Here is an 18,510-nt window from a genome sequence, read left to right as displayed (position 1 = left end):
GACGGATCTTCGGATCCATGCATGTCGGAGTCGGGATTCAGGCGAGGTCAGGATGGTCGAGCGCAGGCGGGGCCGTGTGGTGATCCGGTCTGCCCGGACGGGCCGGCCGTCGACGCGTGACCGTGTCCTCGATGCTGACGATGTCGTTCGTATCGATGCGCGGATTCCGGCGTATCTCGCCGAGCACCTGTACGACGCCGCCTATGAGTCAGGCCGGCCGGTCACAGCTGTGCTCGTGGATCTTCTGGCCAGCGCGATCGGGCGTGAGGACGAGGCCGCGATGGGCTGATGCGGTCGGCGCAGGGCGCCGAGAACGCGAAATGGGTCCGGGAGTTGGAGCTCCCGGACCCGATCGCCTCGCCACAGCGGACGTTGGCCTCCGCTGGAAGAATACCACCGCTCACGTTTGGGGTACTTCTGTGTCTTCAGCACATTCAGATTGCTCTTCCGGAACTGGACACGTCAACCGCGACGGCTCCCCCCAGCCCAAAGGTGCGACGGCGTCCTCTCCCGGCGGCGGAGCGAGCGGCGCGATGTGGCGCTTCCGTGTCGGTGCGGGGTTGGAGGTCGAGTGGGACTGGCAGGCCGGCGGCCCACCGGTTCGTAGCCTGATTCCTGCTCGCCGTCCTGCCGCGGACGCAATGTCGCGTCATGCACCGGTCCACATGTCTTGTCAGACCACGGGCACGTACATCGTGCTCGAGTCCGGCCTGGAGTACGAGCTCGCGCGCGAGCTCGACCGAGACCCGGACGTCGTGTGGATCGGAACGCAACCGGCCCTGCTCGTGTTCGCTGACGGGTCCCGCCACGTCCCCGACCTGTTGTCCGAGCACTCGGATGGGTGTGTCACGGTCTGGGACGCACGGCCCATGGAGCGGCGGGACGAGGACTTCGTGCGGATCACGGGGCTGACGGCGGCGGCGTGCGCGCAGGTGGGTTGGCACTACGCGCTGTACGACGCCGCGGTCACGGCGCGGCGGCTCAACCTGCTGTGGTTGGCCACCTACCGGCACCGCCCGGAGTGGCCGCACACGGCGGCGGTGGCCCGACTGCTGGCACACGTCGCACCGACGGCCACGGTGGACGACCTTCTCGCGCTCGATGAGGGCGACGGGCACCTCATCGCGGTGATGTGGCACCTGCTGTGGTCAGGCGAGCTCGTCGTCAACCTGGACGAGCCGATCCGGCCCGGAACCGTGGTGAGCCGCCGGTAGGGCCGCCGTGTATGAGAACAAGGTCGACGTCGTGGCTGGTGGCGCGCTCATGACCGAAGACGGCTACGCGGTCGTGTTGCACGTTGATCGTGCCGGGGTTGAGCTGCGCGACTCTCGGCACCGGGTGTCGTTTGTCGAGTGGCCCGACCTGGGCAGGCTTGCGCCGATCGAGGGAGGTGCACCAGCTGGTGTGGCGGCGTTGCGCAGCTTCGCCGAGGAGTGGAACCGGTTCAACGCGGAGACCGCTGCGGAGGCGATGTTCCGGTTAGGGATTGTCAACGAGACGCTCACCGCGTTCCGGTTCGGGCATCCCGAGCTGGCCCTACCGGGGGAGCCGAGCCCGCTGTTCGACCCGGCGCTAGAACCGTCGTTGGCGGAGCGGGCGAGGCGGATGGCTGAGCGTCTGAGTCATGAGGCTGCGACCTCGCGCAGCGGGACGAGCCGTGGCCCGTACTCGACCCGCACCGTGCAACTGTGGGTCGAGCGGTGGACGAAGGACGGCCTCCTGGGCCTTGTCGATGGGCGTCGCGCGAAGCGGTTCGAGCTGTTCGCCACGCTGCCGCTCAAGTTCCGGCAGGCCGCTCACAAGGAGGTGGCCGCGTTCGACGGCGACGTCTCGACGGTCAACCTGCGCGAGATCCAGCGGCGTATCAAGGTGCGCCTGAAGGACGACGGGTTCACGGGGAGCGTTCCGCAGCGGGCGGCGGGCCGATTCGTGGCCCACCTGATGAGAAGTCGTGGGACCACGACACGGGCGCAGAAGTCGAACAAGGCCCGTCAGGTCGCGGGGAGGGAGTCCTACGCGGCGCTGGTCCCTGGACAAGTCGTCGCGATTGACGTCACGAGGTCCGATGTCTTGGTGTGGTGCCCGGTGCGTGGTGGGGCGTGCTCGGTCGAGATCATTTCGGCGATGGACGTGGCGTCGCGCATGATCCTGGCGCTCAGGGTTGTGCCGCTCAGTGCGGACGCTCGCGACGCAGCCCTGCTCATGTACGACGTGATGCGCCCCTTCTCCCAGCTGGTCGAGGGCACGACGGTCTCGGACTGGGCGTGGGCGGGCGTGCCGCAGGAGATCGAGTTCTACTCCGACACCGCGGACGCCGATCCCGATTGTTCCGGCGTCGAGGTGGTCTGCCCGCGCTCATGCCGGAGGGTGCGCACCGCGCCCGGGCTGCAGGGTGAGCACACGATCCCGGGCGTGCGCCCGTCGGCCGTGCGCGCCGACCACGGGTCGATCTTCGTCTCGCAGGTGTTCCGCGAGCTGCTGGCGCGGTTCGGGACCGATCTGCCGTTGTCGCGAACGCGCAGGCCGATCGACAACGGCATCCTCGAGCGGTACCACGAGACACTCCAGCGGGGCTTGCAGCAGCTGCCGGGCTACAAGGGCCGCGACACCTCAGAGTGTGGCCGCACCGTGGGCCGGGACGGGTCCAAACGCGACGGGGCGCTGCTCACCGCACCCGAGCTCGAGCGCTTCCTGCGCCGCTGGATCGCGTTGGACTACCACCGCTCTCCGCACGATGGGTTGCACCTGTCCACCGGTGAACCGGTCGACCTGCGACCGATCGACATGTTCGACGCGCTGCTCTCGATCTCAGGTCGGCTTCATGTGCCGCAGCGGCCGGACCTGATCTACGACTTCTTGCCGGTGCGGTGGGGCACCGTCGGCTCGACCGGTGTCGAGCTGTCGGGCCTGACGTACGACAGCCCTGAGTTCGACGGGCTGCGCGCGGTGCCCGTGGGAACGTTCCGGGCGCAGGACGCTGCGATGCCGTTCCTGTACGACCCGCACGACGTCACCAGGATCTGGTTCCGGCACCCCGCGACCTCTGCGATCGTGCAGGTCCCTTGGCGCAAGGCCCACCTGACCAAGGCGCCCCTGACGGAGTCCCTCCTGCAGCACGTGCGCGGCGAGGTCCGGCGCCGGCAGCGAGGGCCACGCCTGCCGGTGACGGTCGCTGAGGACGAGATTATTGCCGAGCTCGGCAATCTCCTGGACGGCATCATCCCGAAGGACTGGCGCAAGCGGATCTCCGCTGCCCGGCAGCGGTACGACACTTCACGACGCGACCACACCGAGGCCGAGGTCGCGATGACTGTCGCGGAGATCGTCGCCGAACAGCGCAAGACCGAACCCGCGCCCGCGCCCGCACCGCACGGCGGCGACACGTTCTCTATCTGGGCGGACTCCTGGCCCTTCACCCCGCCGGAGCCTGACCGCGGAGACGGCGCATGAGCGCGCGCCGACCGGTCGAGACCGAGAGCGTGCTGAACGCTGCGACGTGGCACCGCGACGCACGAGCGGTACCGCCGACACCACCACCAGTGCACACCGTCCGGGACCTGAGGGCCATGTCGGACCGGGCCCTGACCCGGTACATCGCCGATCGCGACCAGTGGATCAAGGGGCTGGTGTTCCCGTGGGCTGCCGGCGCGGAGGCGATCGCGACGATCACGGACGTGATCGAGGAGAACAAGTACGGCCCGCCCGGCGCGAAGGAAGTAGTAGCGATCACGGCCCCGTTCACGGCCGGAAGTCGACCCTCGTGCGCGCCTGGGCAAACACCTACTACCGCCAACTGCTCGGCCCCGCGATCCATGACCCAGTCCAGCCCACCTGGAACCCGAGGCCGGGTGTCGAGGCACTCCATGCGCCGGTCGCGTGGATCGACCTCGGATCAGGGAGCAAGCAGCGCGCCCTGACCATGCAGATCCTCGACTACTTCGGGTACCCGACGGTCGGGCACATCCCGGATCTGACGGTCCGGTTCTCGCACGTCGTCGCGAACCATCAGGTGCGCCTCTTGATCGTTGACGACATCCACCTGCTGAAGGTCGACCAGCGCGACGCACGTCAGGTGCTTGACCACCTCAAGCACATCAACACAGTCCTCGGGCAGCAGGGTGGGTCCCTCGTCTTCGTCGGCGCGAGAGACAAGGACGAGGACCGCAGGAGTCTGGTGTTCACCGACCCCCAGCTCGCCGGTCGGCTGCAGGTCGTCGAACTCAACACGTTCGCTGTGGACACCCCCGCGCAGGTCGCGGACTGGCAGGCGTTCCTGCACGGCGCCGAGCGCCTGCTTCTGCCCTACCTGCCCGCCGCTGCACCAGGCCTCCTTGCGGGAAAGCACGCGCCCCGGATCTGGCGCCGCACCCAAGGCTTCATCAGTGACACAGCGAAGCTCCTCAAGCGGGCAGCGAACCGGGCAGCGGTCGACGGCTCGTGGACGATCTCCGCAGCGCACCTCGACGCGCCCCGCCTGTCGGCGCGGGCCACCCTGGCCGAGACCCACTTCCAGGGGCTACGCATGCCCGCCCCGGCAGACACCACCGCTGGAGCCCTGGCATGACCGGCCGCCTCCTGCCCGTTCGCCCCGAACCGGCACGTGGAGAGGACCTCTACTCGCTAGCGGAGCGCATCGCGTTGATGAACGGCCTGCATCCCGCCACCCTCGGCCTCACCCCCAACACCGTCGTCCGCCGCTCCGTGAAGCCGGAAGTGATCGACCGCCTCGCCGCCGCGAGCGGTCTGAGCCGCGCGGCCGCGAAGGCGATGACGATTGAGGTCTACCCGCGAGCCGTAGTGGGGCGACCGGGGAAACCACAGCCCAGGAGCTGGCGGCTGCCGAGCGTGCGGTGGACCTGCCCACGGTGCACCCCGAGAACGGGCATCTACCTGCGGGACTGGCAGCTCGCGCTGCATCCTCTCTGCGTCACCTGCCCGTCGCTCCTCGAACGGCCCGACGACCCATGGGCCGACGCGTTCCCACCCGACCGGCGGGCGGTGGCTACCCAGCGCCGCATCGCCGAGACCTTGGCCATGTCGCGCACGCGCCCGTGGCACGCACAGAAGCTCCGGCGGCTGTACACGCTCATCACGCTGGTCGCGTTTACGGCCGATGACGAGTGGCCTCTGTTGCTGGGGTGGGAGGCCGAGGTGCGTGAAGCGCTGACGGACCGATACCGCGACTGGACCCAGGAGCCTCCTGGTCAGCCCGCACACGCCGCTGTGTTGGTCCTGGAGTGCTCGCGCGCGCTGGAGGACCGTCAGCCGCGGCGCCGGCTGGTGCAGGAGGGGTGGGAGCGCCTGAGTGGCGACCCGGCGCTGGCCAGGTATGCGCAGCGGTTCGACTGGAACGGCCTGCTGCCCGACATCGACGCCGATGGCCCGAGCAGCGGCATCCCCGTGTGGGACGTCGATGCGTGGCGCCGGTACCGGGACCTGGCGCACGAGCTCGAGGACGTGCAGGAACGGACGGGGCTGCGCGCCGACCACGTTCCGGCTTGGGACCTGCGGCGAGGCGAGATGTTTGCCCCTTCCGAGGTGGACCGGGCGCAGCGCGTCGAGGTTGCCGTCACCACGCACATGCTCCTGGCCGGGCCGGTGCACAACGAGGACACCGAGCGCCGGTCCCGCATCGCACTCGGCGTGACCGGGTCGGGCTGGACGACACGCCGCCTCGCGTACGGGCGCGGCGTCGCCGCCCAGGCCGCGAACGAGATCCGGCAGCTCGTCGGGGTGCTCGTCGAGGACGGTCTCGTCGACTACGCCGAGCGGCGTCGTCACCTCGCAGAAGCGCCGCGTCTGGCTCGCCGCCTGCGAAGCCTCTTCCAGTCGTGGAACCCGGAAGCCTCGGTTCCGCTGGAGGCCGTCGAGACGTGGCTGTGGGTCGCGATGACACACAGCCCACCAGCAGAGGGCTTCCTCCTGGAACCCGCACTCGAACTTGATCGGCGGCTCGACCCCGAACGGCGGCTCATGCTTCACCAGGCTGTGGGGGAGTACCTCAAGGCGGTCACCCGGCCCGATCCGCTCGTCGCCGACCGCAGAGACGGCGCCGGCGACGTCGACGCCGCCTCCTGGGAGGTCGGCGCATGAGCGGGCTCCCGGTGCGGTCGCAGCCGGCCGCGGACCAGTGCGTCACGGACTGGCTCGAACACGTCGCGGAAGACAACGGCCTGCTTACCACCCAGCTCGAGTCCGCACTCCGGCGAGACGGCGGCACCACGCGCTTCCTCGCCGTGAAACCCGACCCACGAACCGTCACAACGATCACCAACCTGACCGGCGCCCCTCAGGCCAAGGTCACCGCGGGGACGCTTTCACGGTTCGACGGCACAGCCGTCGACCTGGACGGGCTCGACCCGCGACGTTGGTCATCCTGGCGGACTGTCGCCGGCCGCGGCTGGTTCCGGCTACGCGGCACGGCAGCATGCCCCGCCTGCCTCGCCGCGACCGGTCTCTGGCGCACCGCGTGGCGGCTGCCCACCGTGACCGTCTGTATCGAGCACTCCTGCTACCTGCTCGAGCCCTGCCCAGGCTGTGGACGACGGTTCGCCGATCATCCCCATGAGCCGCTGCGGCACGGGGCCGGGACCCGATGCCTCAACCCCATCGGTGAACGCGCGGTGTGCGACGTCGACGTCGCAACACTCGGCACGACGACGGCCGATGCCGACGACGTCACACGCCAGGAGCGGCACGACCTCGCCTGCACCGGGACGGCGGTCCTCACGCTGGGCGAGCTCTCGCCCGCCAAGGAGTACCTGGCCGACGTCCGCCACCTGGCCGTCCTGCTCCTGCACCTGGCAACTCAGTCCCACGACAACCGTCTCGCCTCCTGGGTGGACCCGATCCGGAAGGAAGCCCGGGAGACCGGGCGGGCGCGCTGGCACCTGTCACCACCGACCGACCCACTGGTGCGATCCGGTGTGCTGACCACCGCCGACCACATCCTCACCGCGCCGACCGTGCACGAGGCTGCGGACCTCCTGGCCCCATGGATCGAGACCGCACCCACCGGCACCGAGTCACGGCTGGCATGGCTCGCCGACCGCACCACCATGACCCCGGCCCTGACCCGCCTGACCATGGCCGCGCTCGCCCCGCACCAGCGCATCAGCACCCACCTACGCAGGACGAACACGTCGGGCGACCCGGCTCGGATCCCGCAGGTCGTCCCCGAACCGCTCTACCGCCGCCACGCCACGCACCTGTTCACCACCGACAAGGGCGAGACGAACCGACTGTTCCTCTCCATGTGCCTGGCCCGCCAGACCGGTGCGGCGACCTGGGCCGACGCTGCCGAGCTTCTCGGTCTCGACGGCGACCTCGGCACCAGAACCGCTCGCAGCGTCAGCGCCCGCAGCCGCCCCGACCCGCGACACCTGGCCACGGCAGTCGACATGATCCGCGCGAGCCTGACAGGCAGCTACCGGGAGCGGGAGCAGCAAGTTCGAGCCCTGACAGGAAGCGACGCCTGGTTCGAGAGGTGGGCCGACGAGCAGCGCCCCGGCACCCGCGCGACCTCCCATCCGTATGCGGTCACCTACCTGTGGTGCGTGCACGCCGGAGGGCTGTCGTCCTCGAGCCCGGCGTGGGCAACACCGCCACCCCGTCTGGTGCGCGTCGCATACCGGCAGTTCGCGGCGTCGCTGCGCCCACCTGCGGCCGCGGCTCTCCTCGCCCTAATGCGGTCTCGGTCCGGGGGAGGTGCCGCGTGAACGGCCAAGCTCCGATAGCGGTGGGCGGCTCCCGGTACACGGACGCGTCAGCCGTGCGCACAAGCGCCGAGGAGCTCCTCGGCCGGCGGCGCGCTCCGCTGCCGGGCTGGAAGGACGACGCCGCGTGCGTCGGCGACGAACGCTTCTACGACCGCGACGCCGTCACGGCCGCCACCATCGCCCACCAGCGCCGGGTCTGCGCCGCATGCCCGGTCACAGCCGACTGCCTCATCGACGCACTCGCCCACGAGCGTGTCGAACCCGGCTGGCAAGTCAGCACCCGTGGAGGTCTTCTCGCCCGTGAACGCCGCCACCTCACCAAGCGCACACGCACGGAGAAGCCATGACCAGCTACGTCGAGATCGCCAACCTCGGCCACGTTGCTCAGGAAGCCGTCCACGAGCTGAGGGTCCACGGCGGACAAGTCCCGATCACACGCCTCGGCCGGCCCACCGGTGCTCATATGGTCGTCGCGGAGCCAGACGCGTCGGTGACGCTGCCGGACGCGATCGAGGAGGCTCGCCGGCTGCTCGCCGCGTTCGACGACGTCCGACCCGACGACATGGCCGACGCCTTCCACATCCACGCTTACAACGAGCTAACGATCGTGCTGCGCGACCTATTGGACGCTCTGGGTGCACGATGAAGGACGAACACTAGGTCCGGGCTGACACAGAAGCGCCCCCCAGCGCTGAGCGCGAGAGCGCGCTTGTCCCAGAAGCACACGGTCCCACTTCCGACCGCCGGCCTACCGATGTGCCCCCGTCGTTATCGGGCACTCGGCGCACCCGCTCGTCACGCCGCCGTTCCCCGTGAAGAGCGCGCGTACGCACGGCGTCGTGAAAAGACACAGGCCGCCCCGCGTCCGTGACCCGGAGAACGTCGTGGCACGTGCGTTAGCCGCACCACTTGTCGACCGGCACGGCGCCGACGGCTCGTTGAACTGCCGCGACTACGCGGAGGCCCTGGCTTCGACGTCCGCGCCGTGGCCGAGGATCCCGGCCTCCAGCAGGCGCGTTGTCAGCACACGCGAGAGTGCCGGAGGCACGGCGTTACCGATGATCACGGAGAGTTGTGTTCGCGTAATGGTCGCGTCGAACTGGAAGTAGTCGGGGAACCCTTGGATGCGGGCCGCCTCGTGGGGCGTCAACGTTCGCGGCTGCGAGGGATGCCCGTAACGGCCCTGCCCCATACTTCCGAAGCCACTCGTGATGGTCTGCGCGGGCTGAGTCCAGGTAAGGCGGCCGTACATCGACACGTACGAGTGGTCACCGCGGTGGCAGTTGGGGCGCCGGTCGTTCGGCAGGTTCACTTCGTTATGGTCGATGAGCCACTGGATCCGCGCCTGGTTCTCTGGGCTCATCTTCGATGACGTGTCGAACCATCGCTCCGAGCGCACATTCTCCAGGTCACCAATAGCCCATCGGAGGTCGCGCGCCGGCTGGGGTGTGAACTCCAGGAGATCGGCGACCGACAGGCCGGCGGCCATGGCATCGGACCGCACCGCAAGCAGGATGTGGCGCCGGCGTGTCTGCGGGATTCCGAGTCGTACCAGTTCGACCCGAATAGCGGCGACGTGGTAGCCCAACGCCTCCAAATGGGTTCGCGTTCGCTCGACCACCTGCTGGCTGTCGTGCACGACCGCGGGTACGTTCTCGACCACCAACACCCGAGGCCGCAGGACTTCTGCCGCCCGTGCCATTCGCAGATACAGCCGGTTCTTCGGGTCGTCCCTGCGTGTGTGGTTGTTGAGGTTCGAGTGTCCCTGACATGGCGGGCCTCCGATGAGCAGGTCGACGTCCCCGACCTGCTCGCGCGTCTTCGTTTCCGCGATCGTGAGCGGGGCAGCAAGGGCGCCGTCGAAGTAGCTCTCAACCGATGCGACCTGAACGTTCGCCTTCGGGAAGTTCTCCTTGAAGACCGTCACTGGGGCCGGCTCGAAGTCCACGGCCAGAGGCACCTTGAGGGCAAGACCACGGTCCTGCGCCGCCTGAGCCGCCCCAAGTGTCAGACCTCCGCACCCCGCGAAGAGGTCTACGACGACCAAGTCTTGGTCGCCCTGCTCGAACGCAGGTCGACGTCGACTGCGAAGGGGGTGCTTGCTGGCCATCCATGCCCTTCCGCAGGCTCCGTGCTTGGTCCGTTCGAACGGCTAGCCTACTCGAGATGCGCCACGACCTGTGCTAAGGCAGCACCGGGCGAAGAGACCTCATCCGACGCGTAGCCGATCGTTCCCGCCGCCGCCGACAACCGGACACTTGCGCCGCAGCGGGTGACAAATCGCCAGGATCGGCACAGCGTCGACGGTGAGGCCCACGTGCGGCTATACGATCGCGACGACGACGTTCGACGCGAAGGAAGACTCGCTCATGGCGCTTGAGGTGAACGGCCACGTTGGGCGCTTGCACCGGTACCAGCCCTTCGACGCGGACAGCGCCGACCTCGTGTTCGAGCGACAGACTGACCACAGCCAGCCGACCTTTCGCGTCGTGACTCGTGACTACCTGCTGTCCGTGGTGGAGCTACCTGGAACGCGCACTATCGTCCTGACCGGCGACGCAGGGCACGGCAAGACCAGTCTCTGTGCCAGCCTCCTTGAGGATCTCGGCGCGAGCAAGGAAGATGCCGCGCGGCAGATCGAGCGAGCCGGCAAGCACGGTCTCGAGCCGGTCGGTACGACGGCCGCTGGACGCCCCATCTACATGCTCAAGGATCTCAGCGACTTCTCCGCGAGCGTCGGGGCTCAGCGACTCATCGATCTTCTGAATCCGCCGGACAACGGCGTCGCGATCATCTGTGCGAACGAGGGCCAGCTCCGGAACTGCGTCTCCGACGACAGAACTGGCCGCGCACAGGTGGTGGTCGACACCCTTGGTTCGGGCATCGCGCTCGGGACAGTCGCGAACAGCGATGGATCGGTCGTCGTCATCAACCTGAACTACCAGTCGGTGGCGTCCGACGCCCGGAACGACGGCCTCGTCGACTGGGCAATGCGGAGCTGGTCGGCCGACAAGCGCTCGTGGCAGATCTGCAAGCGCTGCGACGCGCGAGATGTCTGCCCAATCTTCGCGAACCACGACGCGCTTGCCGATGGCGCCAGCGGCCCGCTGCGGCGTCGCGCGGTCCGTGACGTGTTCAGCGCCGCAGAGCGAACCGGCGCGATTGTCACGGCGCGTCAGGCGCTATCGGTACTCGCCTTCGCGATCACCGGCGGGCTCACATGCCAGGACGTCCACCGTCGATACCGCAACGCGCGCACGGACGACTCCTGGCAGTACCCCTACCAGTATCACCAGGCACTCTTCGGAGACCGACTCTCCCCGCAGCAACGTCAACAGGTACCCGCGATCGCGGCACTCCGACGCCTGGATCCGGGGAAGGTCTCACGTCGCCAGGTCGACGACATGCTCGAACCTGAGGGAGCCAAGGTCGCATTCCGCCCTCCGATGCCGGGCTCCAGCGGGCGGCCTGTGCGGACGGCTCAAGATGCGCAGCGGGAGGCGAGCGCGCTGCGTGACCTGTACACCTTCCTGCGGAGGGCGGACTTCTTCAGCGGCGATGCGTCGGATCGGTTCGCCCGACTTGGGCTCAGTGCTGGTGACGAGTTCGTCAAGATCACGGGAAGCGCCTCCGAGTCCAGCAAGACTGCCGTTCGCGATGTCGTCCTGAAAGGGCTCGAGGCCGTTCAGGGCATCCATCGAACGGGCAACAACCCCGACTTCCTTGTGCTCGATCCCGCGTTCTTCTCCCACCGCACTCGCGCCGCCGTCGTGTCGCGGACCGTCACCAACCGGAACGTCCAGATCGTCGACCAGGTGAGCCACTGGCGCAGCGAAACCGATCCGGGAGCGTCAGGTCCGGTGCTGCACGAGGCGGTCGAGTGGCTCAACCGGGCGATCTTCGTGCGGATTCCGGCCCCCCTGGGCCGCGCGCCGATCGCCGTGGAAGTCGATCTCCTGCGGTTCGAGCTGCTCAACCGGTGGGCGGCGGGCCTGCGGAGCGGCACTCAGCACGAGGCGGAAATCCGTGGGCTAACCAGCACTCTGGCAGCGCTTGCGGAAGCAGCGAGCGAACGGGAGGTCATTCAGGTGTTGGTCGGCGGTGTGCCGCGAAAGCTCACGATCGACGTTGGTGACCAGATCAGATCGGTTCGAGCCTGATGGCGGACAGGTCGAAAGCCGAGGTCGTCCTCGACCTGTTCGGGGTGAACATCGAGCAGCAGGGACGTGGGTTCTACGTGTCGCTTGAGCTCCTCGCGATCGCTCGAGGTGTCTACGAAGAGGCTCGGTGGGAGCTCCTAGATCCAGGGGTCGATGTCGTCTCATACCGGCGGTCATCTCATGACTTCGCGCGCCGAGTCGCCGCTGGCGCTGCGATTGACCCCGACACCCTTCATGCCGCCGTCGACGACGACGAAGAGACGCTCGCGACTCTTCAGGCACTCACCTCATCTCTGCTGGTGCAGGTCCCCGGGCGCCGGAAGTCTCCGAGCTGGTACAACTCGCATCTGTACCCCTTCGTCGGCGAACTCATCCATTACGACGCCGTCGAGAGGCGGAAGGCAGGGCTGCCGCGTGGGACGAAGGTGCCGCACATCGAGCGCTACGTCCTGCGTGGCGGTGGTGGGTGGGCGTACCGCGTACTCCGCACTGACCCGGACGGAGCACGACGTGCCGGCACGCGTGAAGGTCTGCTTCAGCTAGTCCGCGACGGCGAGACGTCCCTGGGTGAGATCGCGCGCGCGCTGCGGGCCCACGACGAGGACACCGAGGATGAGGCCTTCCCGGACAAGGCAGAGGCGGAGATCAACGCCTTCGGTGACCTGAGCCCGTGGCCCGAATACCTGAGGCGTGGCGTGAACTCCATCGTTTCGCGCACCCAGGTCCCGAGGGCGAAGCGGATCGAGAGCCTGATGCACTGGACTCCCTACTGTCTCGCCCGCCATCAACTCCATCTCGCGCGTACGTCCCTGGCCATGTCATCTGAGACGGTCTTCGTCGACATGCTGAAGGAAGCCTCGCCGTTGCGGCGACTGTCGCAGGACGGTCTCGATGGGTTCCGGAAGAACATCGTGAACGCGATCATCGCCCGCGCAACCACTCTTCACAGCAACGCGGTGGCGAGCGGCAACGACGAGTTGGCACGACGGTACGTCCGGCACATGACCCAGAGCAAAGGGGGGACGGGATCCCCCGTGGCGTTCTTCTCCGAGTCACTAGCAGCTGTCGGCGCGCTCAACGCGACGACCGGGCGGCGGCATTTCACGATGAAGCCCCCGATGCTGGAGGCAATGGTCTGCGCATCTCTCGCACCGGGGCAGGAGGAGGAGCTGTACGCCTTCTGCTCCCGACTCTTCGACGACTACCGCGTCATCGTCGATGACCGAACGGCTGGAGAGCACGACCTGACCGTGGACGTCGACGCGTCGATCCTTGCCCGGAACCTGGACGCCTTCCGCTCGCGTCTGGCGGCAACGGGGCTGCTCACCCAGTACTCGGACGCCACGAGCATTGTGCGAGGAGAACCCCGGTGACTGACAGAGCAGACTCGACCCTCGGGCGCGTGGTCGCCCGCGTGGCATTGGACTCCGTGACTCGAGGCTCGGACGGAACTCGCGCAGCGCTGCGGGTGGCAGCCTTTGAGAAGCCGATCGTGGAGTCCGCGCTGCGCGAGGTCGCACAGAGACTCACTGATGGGTCAGCAACAGACGTGATCGTGAAGGTTGGTACGACCACTGCTATCGATGGAGTGCCCCCCGACTTCCTGCTGGCCGAAGGCGAGCAACTCACAGCTTGGCGGAACGTCCCCGGGTCGGGAGCGTCGGTCCTGCTCTTCGACTGGGGGCAGCCACCGGACGCTCAAGGACTCTCGGCGGTCAACCGCCTCGACGGCGCCGTGCTTCTCACCGGGCAGGATGAGGAGGCCCGATTCGGCCTGCTCGCCCTTGAGGCGTGGCTCGCCGCGGGGGGCGAGGGCAGAGTTCCTCCCGCTCTCGTGGCGTACCAACGGCACATCTGGCGCGCGGTGTCGGACTCGGAGGAGGAGAGCCGTTCGCTCCGACGACTGGCTCGATATCTCGTGGAGTCCGCAGGGAAGGTGGCAGCCTCCACCGTCCACACCGACGAGGTGATTCAAGAGGCCGCGTCGAGCGCCTTGCCCAGCCTCGGCCTGTTCCCCGACAGCGGCCTCTTCGCATCCGAAAGCGCGGTGGAGGCGCGCATCAAGAAGAACGTGCGCGTCGCGGGGCTCAAGCAGCCGAACGGTGCACTACTTGCTGAGGAAGACCTGCTTGCACGCATCGATGCAGCGGAGCTGACCGCGGTGTCGCTCGAACGCGTCGCGCTCTCGAGCGACAGCGCGAAGACACACATGCGAAACCTCGTGATGGAGGTAGGCGAGAGGTCCGAGGACGCTCGCCGAGCGCTGGACCTTCCGCTCTGGCTCGAGATTTTCGAGAAGCGTACGACCAAGGTCGGCCTCGGGCGCCAGATCCGCGACATTGTTGAGCGAGTCGCCCCTGCTCGACTGGAGGAGTTCGACGCGCTCCTGGTCGAAGACGGGTTGGACCACAGTGATCAGGAGGCCGCCGAACGCTTCTTGTTCGCAGAGCCGCCCACGGATGCCGAGACCCTCGCCGACCTGTTGCCTAAGGTTCTTCGTCGACGGGTGGAGAAGATCGCGTTCCCCGACTCGCAGGTCGTTCTCGACCCCCTCCGCGCGCTTCTACGGGAACTCACCTACTTCGATGACGAAGAGGAAGGGACGGTCAACGTCCGTGTCGAGGGCACGCTTGAGAACGGGGCATGGACCCGATGGCTGTTTGCCTTCCTGTACGGGAGGTCCCTCAAGCAAGTCCAGGCCTCCGCGGGACTCCGACTCGGGCTTGAGGTGGAAGCCAGCCTCCTCGCCTGCGATGCGCCAGAGTTGCCTGATGATGACGAGCCGTTTGACGCCTCGGACGCGTGGGCTCCCATCCGCGTCGTCGTCGAGATGCAAGGAGGAGCTCAGCGACGCTTCCGATGGGATCCGTTCGCCACGCCGGGCCAGATCGCAGTCGCGGCCCTCCTCTGCGGCTTTGAGACCTCGCCCGGAGAGGTACACGAAGGCAGCTTCGATGGGTTCCTGGAGCGTTTCAGCGACCCACGGGACTGGCAAAGACGGGGCGCCGAGCAGCCAAACGGACAGTTCGGTGCAGAACTTTTCACCCTGAGAAGGAAGCACTTCGAGCGGTTCACTGAGGGTGTCGACGCTGAACTGATCCGCGCGTACCTCGATGAGTGGGAGCAAATCGTCAACCGCGCACGAGCGAGCCTGGTGCCCGCGAATGCTCCCGATCCCGATCTCGCCGATGTCGTTCTCAGCGACGTCATCCGGCTCTCGGACGGCCGCCTGATGATGCTCGCGAGCCACCCGCTCCGCCTGCGCTGGCTCGCCAGGCATTACGCCGAGGTGACTGCGTGGATCGCGAAAGCCCTGAACGAATGCCTCAAACTCAACTCGGAGAACAGTGACTTGTTCTTCGACACCCTTGAGCGCGTGTCACCCCACGGGACGCCGGCGATGATCGTCGGGCCGAACCAGACCGTGGCCATCCCGATGCGGGAGTCCGCTGGGCATGAAGAGTACGCACCCGTCAGGCAGGGCGGCAATGAGTCGCGTGACTGGCTCGCGGCAGTCGATGAGACGGCCATCGAAGAGATGGTTCGCGTCATTACCGACTACCTGGTGACTTACCCGCACAAGATGGACGGGCTCGCCGTGCTGCTCTTGGATCGCAACGGCGACCCCGTTCTGCCCGTGAGGGTCGCGAAGCGCATGCGCGCCAAGAACCCCAAACTCCGGTTGGACCTGGTCGTCCTTGCTCCGCGCGAGACGCACCACGGGATCATCCAGGCGTTCGACTTCGAGTTCGCCGACTCCGATGTGGCAGAAGAACGCTTCCTCCCAGATGTTCAACTCGTCCTCAAGCCGTGGAACTCCGACAGGGACGTCGACTTCTCAGGGCTTGAAGACTCGATCGACATCGCCCTCGCGCCAGCGCTCTTCGGCACACAAACAAGCCTCAACGCAAGCACCCGTGACCCGTCGGCAACGCTGGCTGGACGCTACGACCCCTGGACCCACCCTGCCGCGCACAACCTGGCCGAGTCGAGCGAGAACGTCGTTCGTGAGTTGCTGCCCAGTTCGCCGGACGAAGTCCTCGAGACGTGGTCGACCCTGTGCGTCCGCTACGACCGTCGCTCGGCGGTCGCGCGTGAGGCGGAAGGCAACACCGACTACTTCGAGATGCAGATCCAGTTCGATCAGCATCAGGACCTCTTCGTGGCGCTTCACCGAGTCGCTCACTGGGTCGTGACGCTCGACGCGTTCATCGGGCGAGACCAGATCGACCACTTGCGGGACCGACCAGACGTCATTCTGGTGAAGCCGGGGGTAGGTAAGAACGAGGCCTATACGCTGATCGTGAGTTCCCAGACGGGCCGCCAGCTGGTCGTGAGACGCCTCCGGCGGAGGCTCATCGACATCGGCGTGGTGGAGCCTGACGAGGCCGAAGCGACCGCCTCCAGGTTCTACTCCGTTGGCCGGAATGTCGTCCCAGGTGCGGTACTCCGCTCACTTGGCATCGGTACGACAATCAACGAGATCGTCGGCCTGGTCGCGACCCGCTATGTCATCGCACAGCATGTACCGGTCCCACATGATCAGAGCTGCCTCGTAGTCTGGCTCAGTTTCGACGAGCAGCAGCGTTGGTTCGGTCGTGGAGCGAAGACGAGGGCAGACCTTGGCCGGTTTGCGCTCACGCTCGTCGAGGACGGAAGCGTGAAGCTCGACATTCTTGTTGCCGAGTCGAAGTTTCGACAGGCATACGACCATGGATCTGCGGAGGAGCAACTGAACCGCACCACGGACCTGTGTCGGGTTGCGTTCGCGTCGGGTGAGGACGCGACCGACGATCACAAGTTCTGGCTCCAGGAGCTTGCGTCGGCCATCGAGCAGACCAGCCAGGAGGCGCTTCCCGGGTCGGAACTGCCGTCCAGAAAGCATGTCGGTCCGGTGCGCCCGGACCTGGTCGAACGCGTCATCGAGGAGCTTCGCTCCGGAAACGTGGTGCTCAACTCGGTCAAGGGTGTGGCCGTGGCAATCGCGGCAGGTCAGGAAGACCCGGCACCCGGTCCACGTGCTCTTGGCAGCCACACGCTTGTACGTCTGAATCGCCCCGAGCTTCAGAGGGTTATCGCGCTGCTCCGCGCTCAGACCGACCCCGCTCTCATACCGGACACGGACGTCATCGAGACCGAAGTCCCCCAGTCACGTGCGTTGACTAGCACCATCGACGCCCAGCTCGACACGGAGGGCACCCTGCCCTCCGCTCGTGAGGTCAACGTCCCTGGCGAGCGACCCGACGAGGGTGGTAACAGTGCGCCTCGCGTCGAAGATGAGTCAGGGGAACTGTCGTCGTCCCAAGAAGGGCTCGGCAGCGATGAGCTCCGGCACCGGTACAACGAGGTTCTCAGCGTCTTTTCGCTCCACAACGTCCAAGTTGGACCGCCGGAGGCCGGGGACGCCTGGCAGGAGGGACCAGGTTTCTACGTACTGCGGTTCGTCCCGCGACCAGGTGTCACCGTGGACAAGGTGGTCAACCGTCGCGAGGAGATCTTCCTGGCGCTGGGACTGCCCGCCGGGTACAGCATCCGCACACGCAGCGATCGCGGTGCCGTCGTCTTCGAGATCCCGAAGGTCGAGGGCGAGAAGTATGGCGTGCCCGCTAAGGCACTGTGGCAAATGTGCCCCGTCAACGGGAGCGACCTCATCGCGCCAGTCGGCGCCGACATCGCCGGGACGCCCGTCGAGATCCACTTCTCCTCACCCGACTCGCCTCACCTGCTTGTTGCCGGCACGACTGGTTCCGGCAAGTCCGTCGCCCTCGACACCATCCTGAAGGGTCTGCTCCGCTACGACGCCAGCTCCGTGAGGCTCCGGCTCGTAGACCCGAAGGGCACTGAGCTCGTTGACTTCGAGGACGACCCGCACGTCGACGGCTCGATCGGAATGGACGCGGACGACGCCATCGAGATCCTCGAGGCCGCTGTTCAAGAGATGGAGGACCGCTACCGTGCGATGAAGGCAGTCCGGGCACGCAAGCTGGTCGAGTACAACTCGCGCGTTGACGCCGGAGAGAGGAAGCCGTGGATCGTCATCGTCCTCGATGAGTACGCCGATCTGACCAGCGATCCCGACGACAAGCGTGCGATCGAGGACCTGCTCCGCCGGCTGACCCAGAAGGCCCGTGCGGCAGGCATCCACGTGATCGCGGCAACCCAGCGCCCGAGTGCGGATGTCATCTCCACGACGATCAGGTCCAACTTCCCGGCGCAGCTCGCGCTGCGGGTCAAGACGGCGACAGACAGCCGGATCGTCCTCGACGAGACCGGGGCCGAGTCCCTTGCGGGGCGCGGTGACGCCTTGCTTCACACCGCGCAGGGCACGGTCAGAATCCAGGTGGCCTACGACAACTCGTAATCCTGCGGAGGAGACCAGTGCCGTCGAGAAGGCAGGCTCGACCGCATCGTCGCTGGCCGCGCGTCGCCGCATGCAAGCGAATCGGCGACGAGACACCGCGCCAGAACTGGCGCTCCGGCGAGCCGCGCATGCGCGGGGGCTCCGCTACCGCGTGGACGCTCGACCCATTCGTGACCTGAACCGGAGAGCCGACATGAATCGCCCTGGGTCTGATGGAGGCTCTGGTCATTTGGTTCCGATCAGGGCTTCGTGGCCCTGCTGCTTAGCGTAG

General features: G+C 67.3%; 12 protein-coding genes. 11 read left to right on the top strand and 1 reads right to left on the bottom strand.

Annotated elements, in window-relative coordinates; all coding sequences use genetic code 11:
- Nucleotides 1–52: 52 nt before the first annotated feature.
- The 8 genes from GYH36_RS11815 to GYH36_RS11780 all read left to right on the top strand — a co-directional run bounded on the left by GYH36_RS11815 (nt 53) and on the right by GYH36_RS11780 (nt 8,364).
- Nucleotides 53–289, top strand: coding sequence for a mechanosensitive ion channel protein MscS (locus tag GYH36_RS11815; RefSeq protein WP_162289937.1), 237 nt, complete (start codon nt 53–55; stop codon nt 287–289).
- Nucleotides 204–1,214: a TnsA-like heteromeric transposase endonuclease subunit gene (locus tag GYH36_RS11810; protein WP_312028612.1), complete on the top strand. Its 1,011-nt coding sequence runs from the start codon at nt 204–206 to the stop codon at nt 1,212–1,214. The genes GYH36_RS11815 and GYH36_RS11810 overlap by 86 nt, the downstream gene beginning before the upstream one ends.
- A 7-nt stretch (nt 1,215–1,221) precedes the next feature.
- Nucleotides 1,222–3,450 (top strand): DDE-type integrase/transposase/recombinase, encoded by a 2,229-nt coding sequence (locus tag GYH36_RS11805; RefSeq protein WP_162289935.1) that lies wholly within the window; start codon nt 1,222–1,224, stop codon nt 3,448–3,450.
- Between the two features lie 310 nt (nt 3,451–3,760).
- The gene (locus GYH36_RS11800) at nt 3,761–4,564 is read left to right on the top strand and encodes a TniB family NTP-binding protein (RefSeq protein ID WP_162289934.1); all 804 of its coding nucleotides are present in this window, start codon (nt 3,761–3,763) and stop codon (nt 4,562–4,564) included.
- Nucleotides 4,561–6,093, top strand: a complete 1,533-nt coding sequence (locus GYH36_RS11795; RefSeq protein ID WP_162289933.1) for a TniQ family protein — start codon at nt 4,561–4,563, stop codon at nt 6,091–6,093. The genes GYH36_RS11800 and GYH36_RS11795 overlap by 4 nt, the downstream gene beginning before the upstream one ends.
- The gene (locus GYH36_RS11790; RefSeq protein WP_162289932.1) at nt 6,090–7,718 is read left to right on the top strand and encodes a TniQ family protein; all 1,629 of its coding nucleotides are present in this window, start codon (nt 6,090–6,092) and stop codon (nt 7,716–7,718) included. The genes GYH36_RS11795 and GYH36_RS11790 overlap by 4 nt, the downstream gene beginning before the upstream one ends.
- A 53-nt stretch (nt 7,719–7,771) precedes the next feature.
- Nucleotides 7,772–8,065 carry a WhiB family transcriptional regulator gene (locus tag GYH36_RS11785; RefSeq protein WP_162289931.1) on the top strand — a complete coding sequence of 98 codons (294 nt, stop codon included), beginning with the start codon at nt 7,772–7,774 and terminating at the stop codon, nt 8,063–8,065.
- On the top strand, nt 8,062–8,364 hold the full coding sequence (locus tag GYH36_RS11780) for a hypothetical protein (protein WP_162289930.1): 303 nt from the start codon (nt 8,062–8,064) through the stop codon (nt 8,362–8,364). The genes GYH36_RS11785 and GYH36_RS11780 overlap by 4 nt, the downstream gene beginning before the upstream one ends.
- Before the next feature lie 306 nt (nt 8,365–8,670).
- Here GYH36_RS11780 and GYH36_RS11775 read toward each other — a convergent pair whose 3' ends face one another.
- Nucleotides 8,671–9,828, bottom strand: a complete 1,158-nt coding sequence (locus tag GYH36_RS11775) for a DNA cytosine methyltransferase (RefSeq protein ID WP_162289929.1) — start codon at nt 9,826–9,828, stop codon at nt 8,671–8,673.
- Between the two features lie 259 nt (nt 9,829–10,087).
- Between GYH36_RS11775 and GYH36_RS11770 the strand changes: the two genes are divergently transcribed.
- Genes GYH36_RS11770 through GYH36_RS20345 form a run of 3 tightly spaced genes read left to right on the top strand, consistent with a single transcriptional unit; the run spans nt 10,088 to nt 18,239 of the window.
- Nucleotides 10,088–11,878, top strand: a complete 1,791-nt coding sequence (locus GYH36_RS11770) for a hypothetical protein (protein WP_162289928.1) — start codon at nt 10,088–10,090, stop codon at nt 11,876–11,878.
- Nucleotides 11,878–13,251, top strand: coding sequence for a hypothetical protein (locus GYH36_RS11765; RefSeq protein ID WP_162289927.1), 1,374 nt, complete (start codon nt 11,878–11,880; stop codon nt 13,249–13,251). The genes GYH36_RS11770 and GYH36_RS11765 overlap by 1 nt, the downstream gene beginning before the upstream one ends.
- Nucleotides 13,248–18,239, top strand: a complete 4,992-nt coding sequence (locus GYH36_RS20345; RefSeq protein WP_162289926.1) for an FtsK/SpoIIIE domain-containing protein — start codon at nt 13,248–13,250, stop codon at nt 18,237–18,239. The genes GYH36_RS11765 and GYH36_RS20345 overlap by 4 nt, the downstream gene beginning before the upstream one ends.
- Nucleotides 18,240–18,510: the final 271 nt, after the last annotated feature.

Source organism: Cellulosimicrobium composti (assembly GCF_010287905.1).
Taxonomy (GTDB): Bacteria; Actinomycetota; Actinomycetes; order Actinomycetales; family Cellulomonadaceae; genus Cellulosimicrobium; species Cellulosimicrobium composti.
The sequence above is the reverse complement of the archived record's forward strand: the minus strand, read 5'-3'. Positions and strand labels throughout refer to the sequence as shown.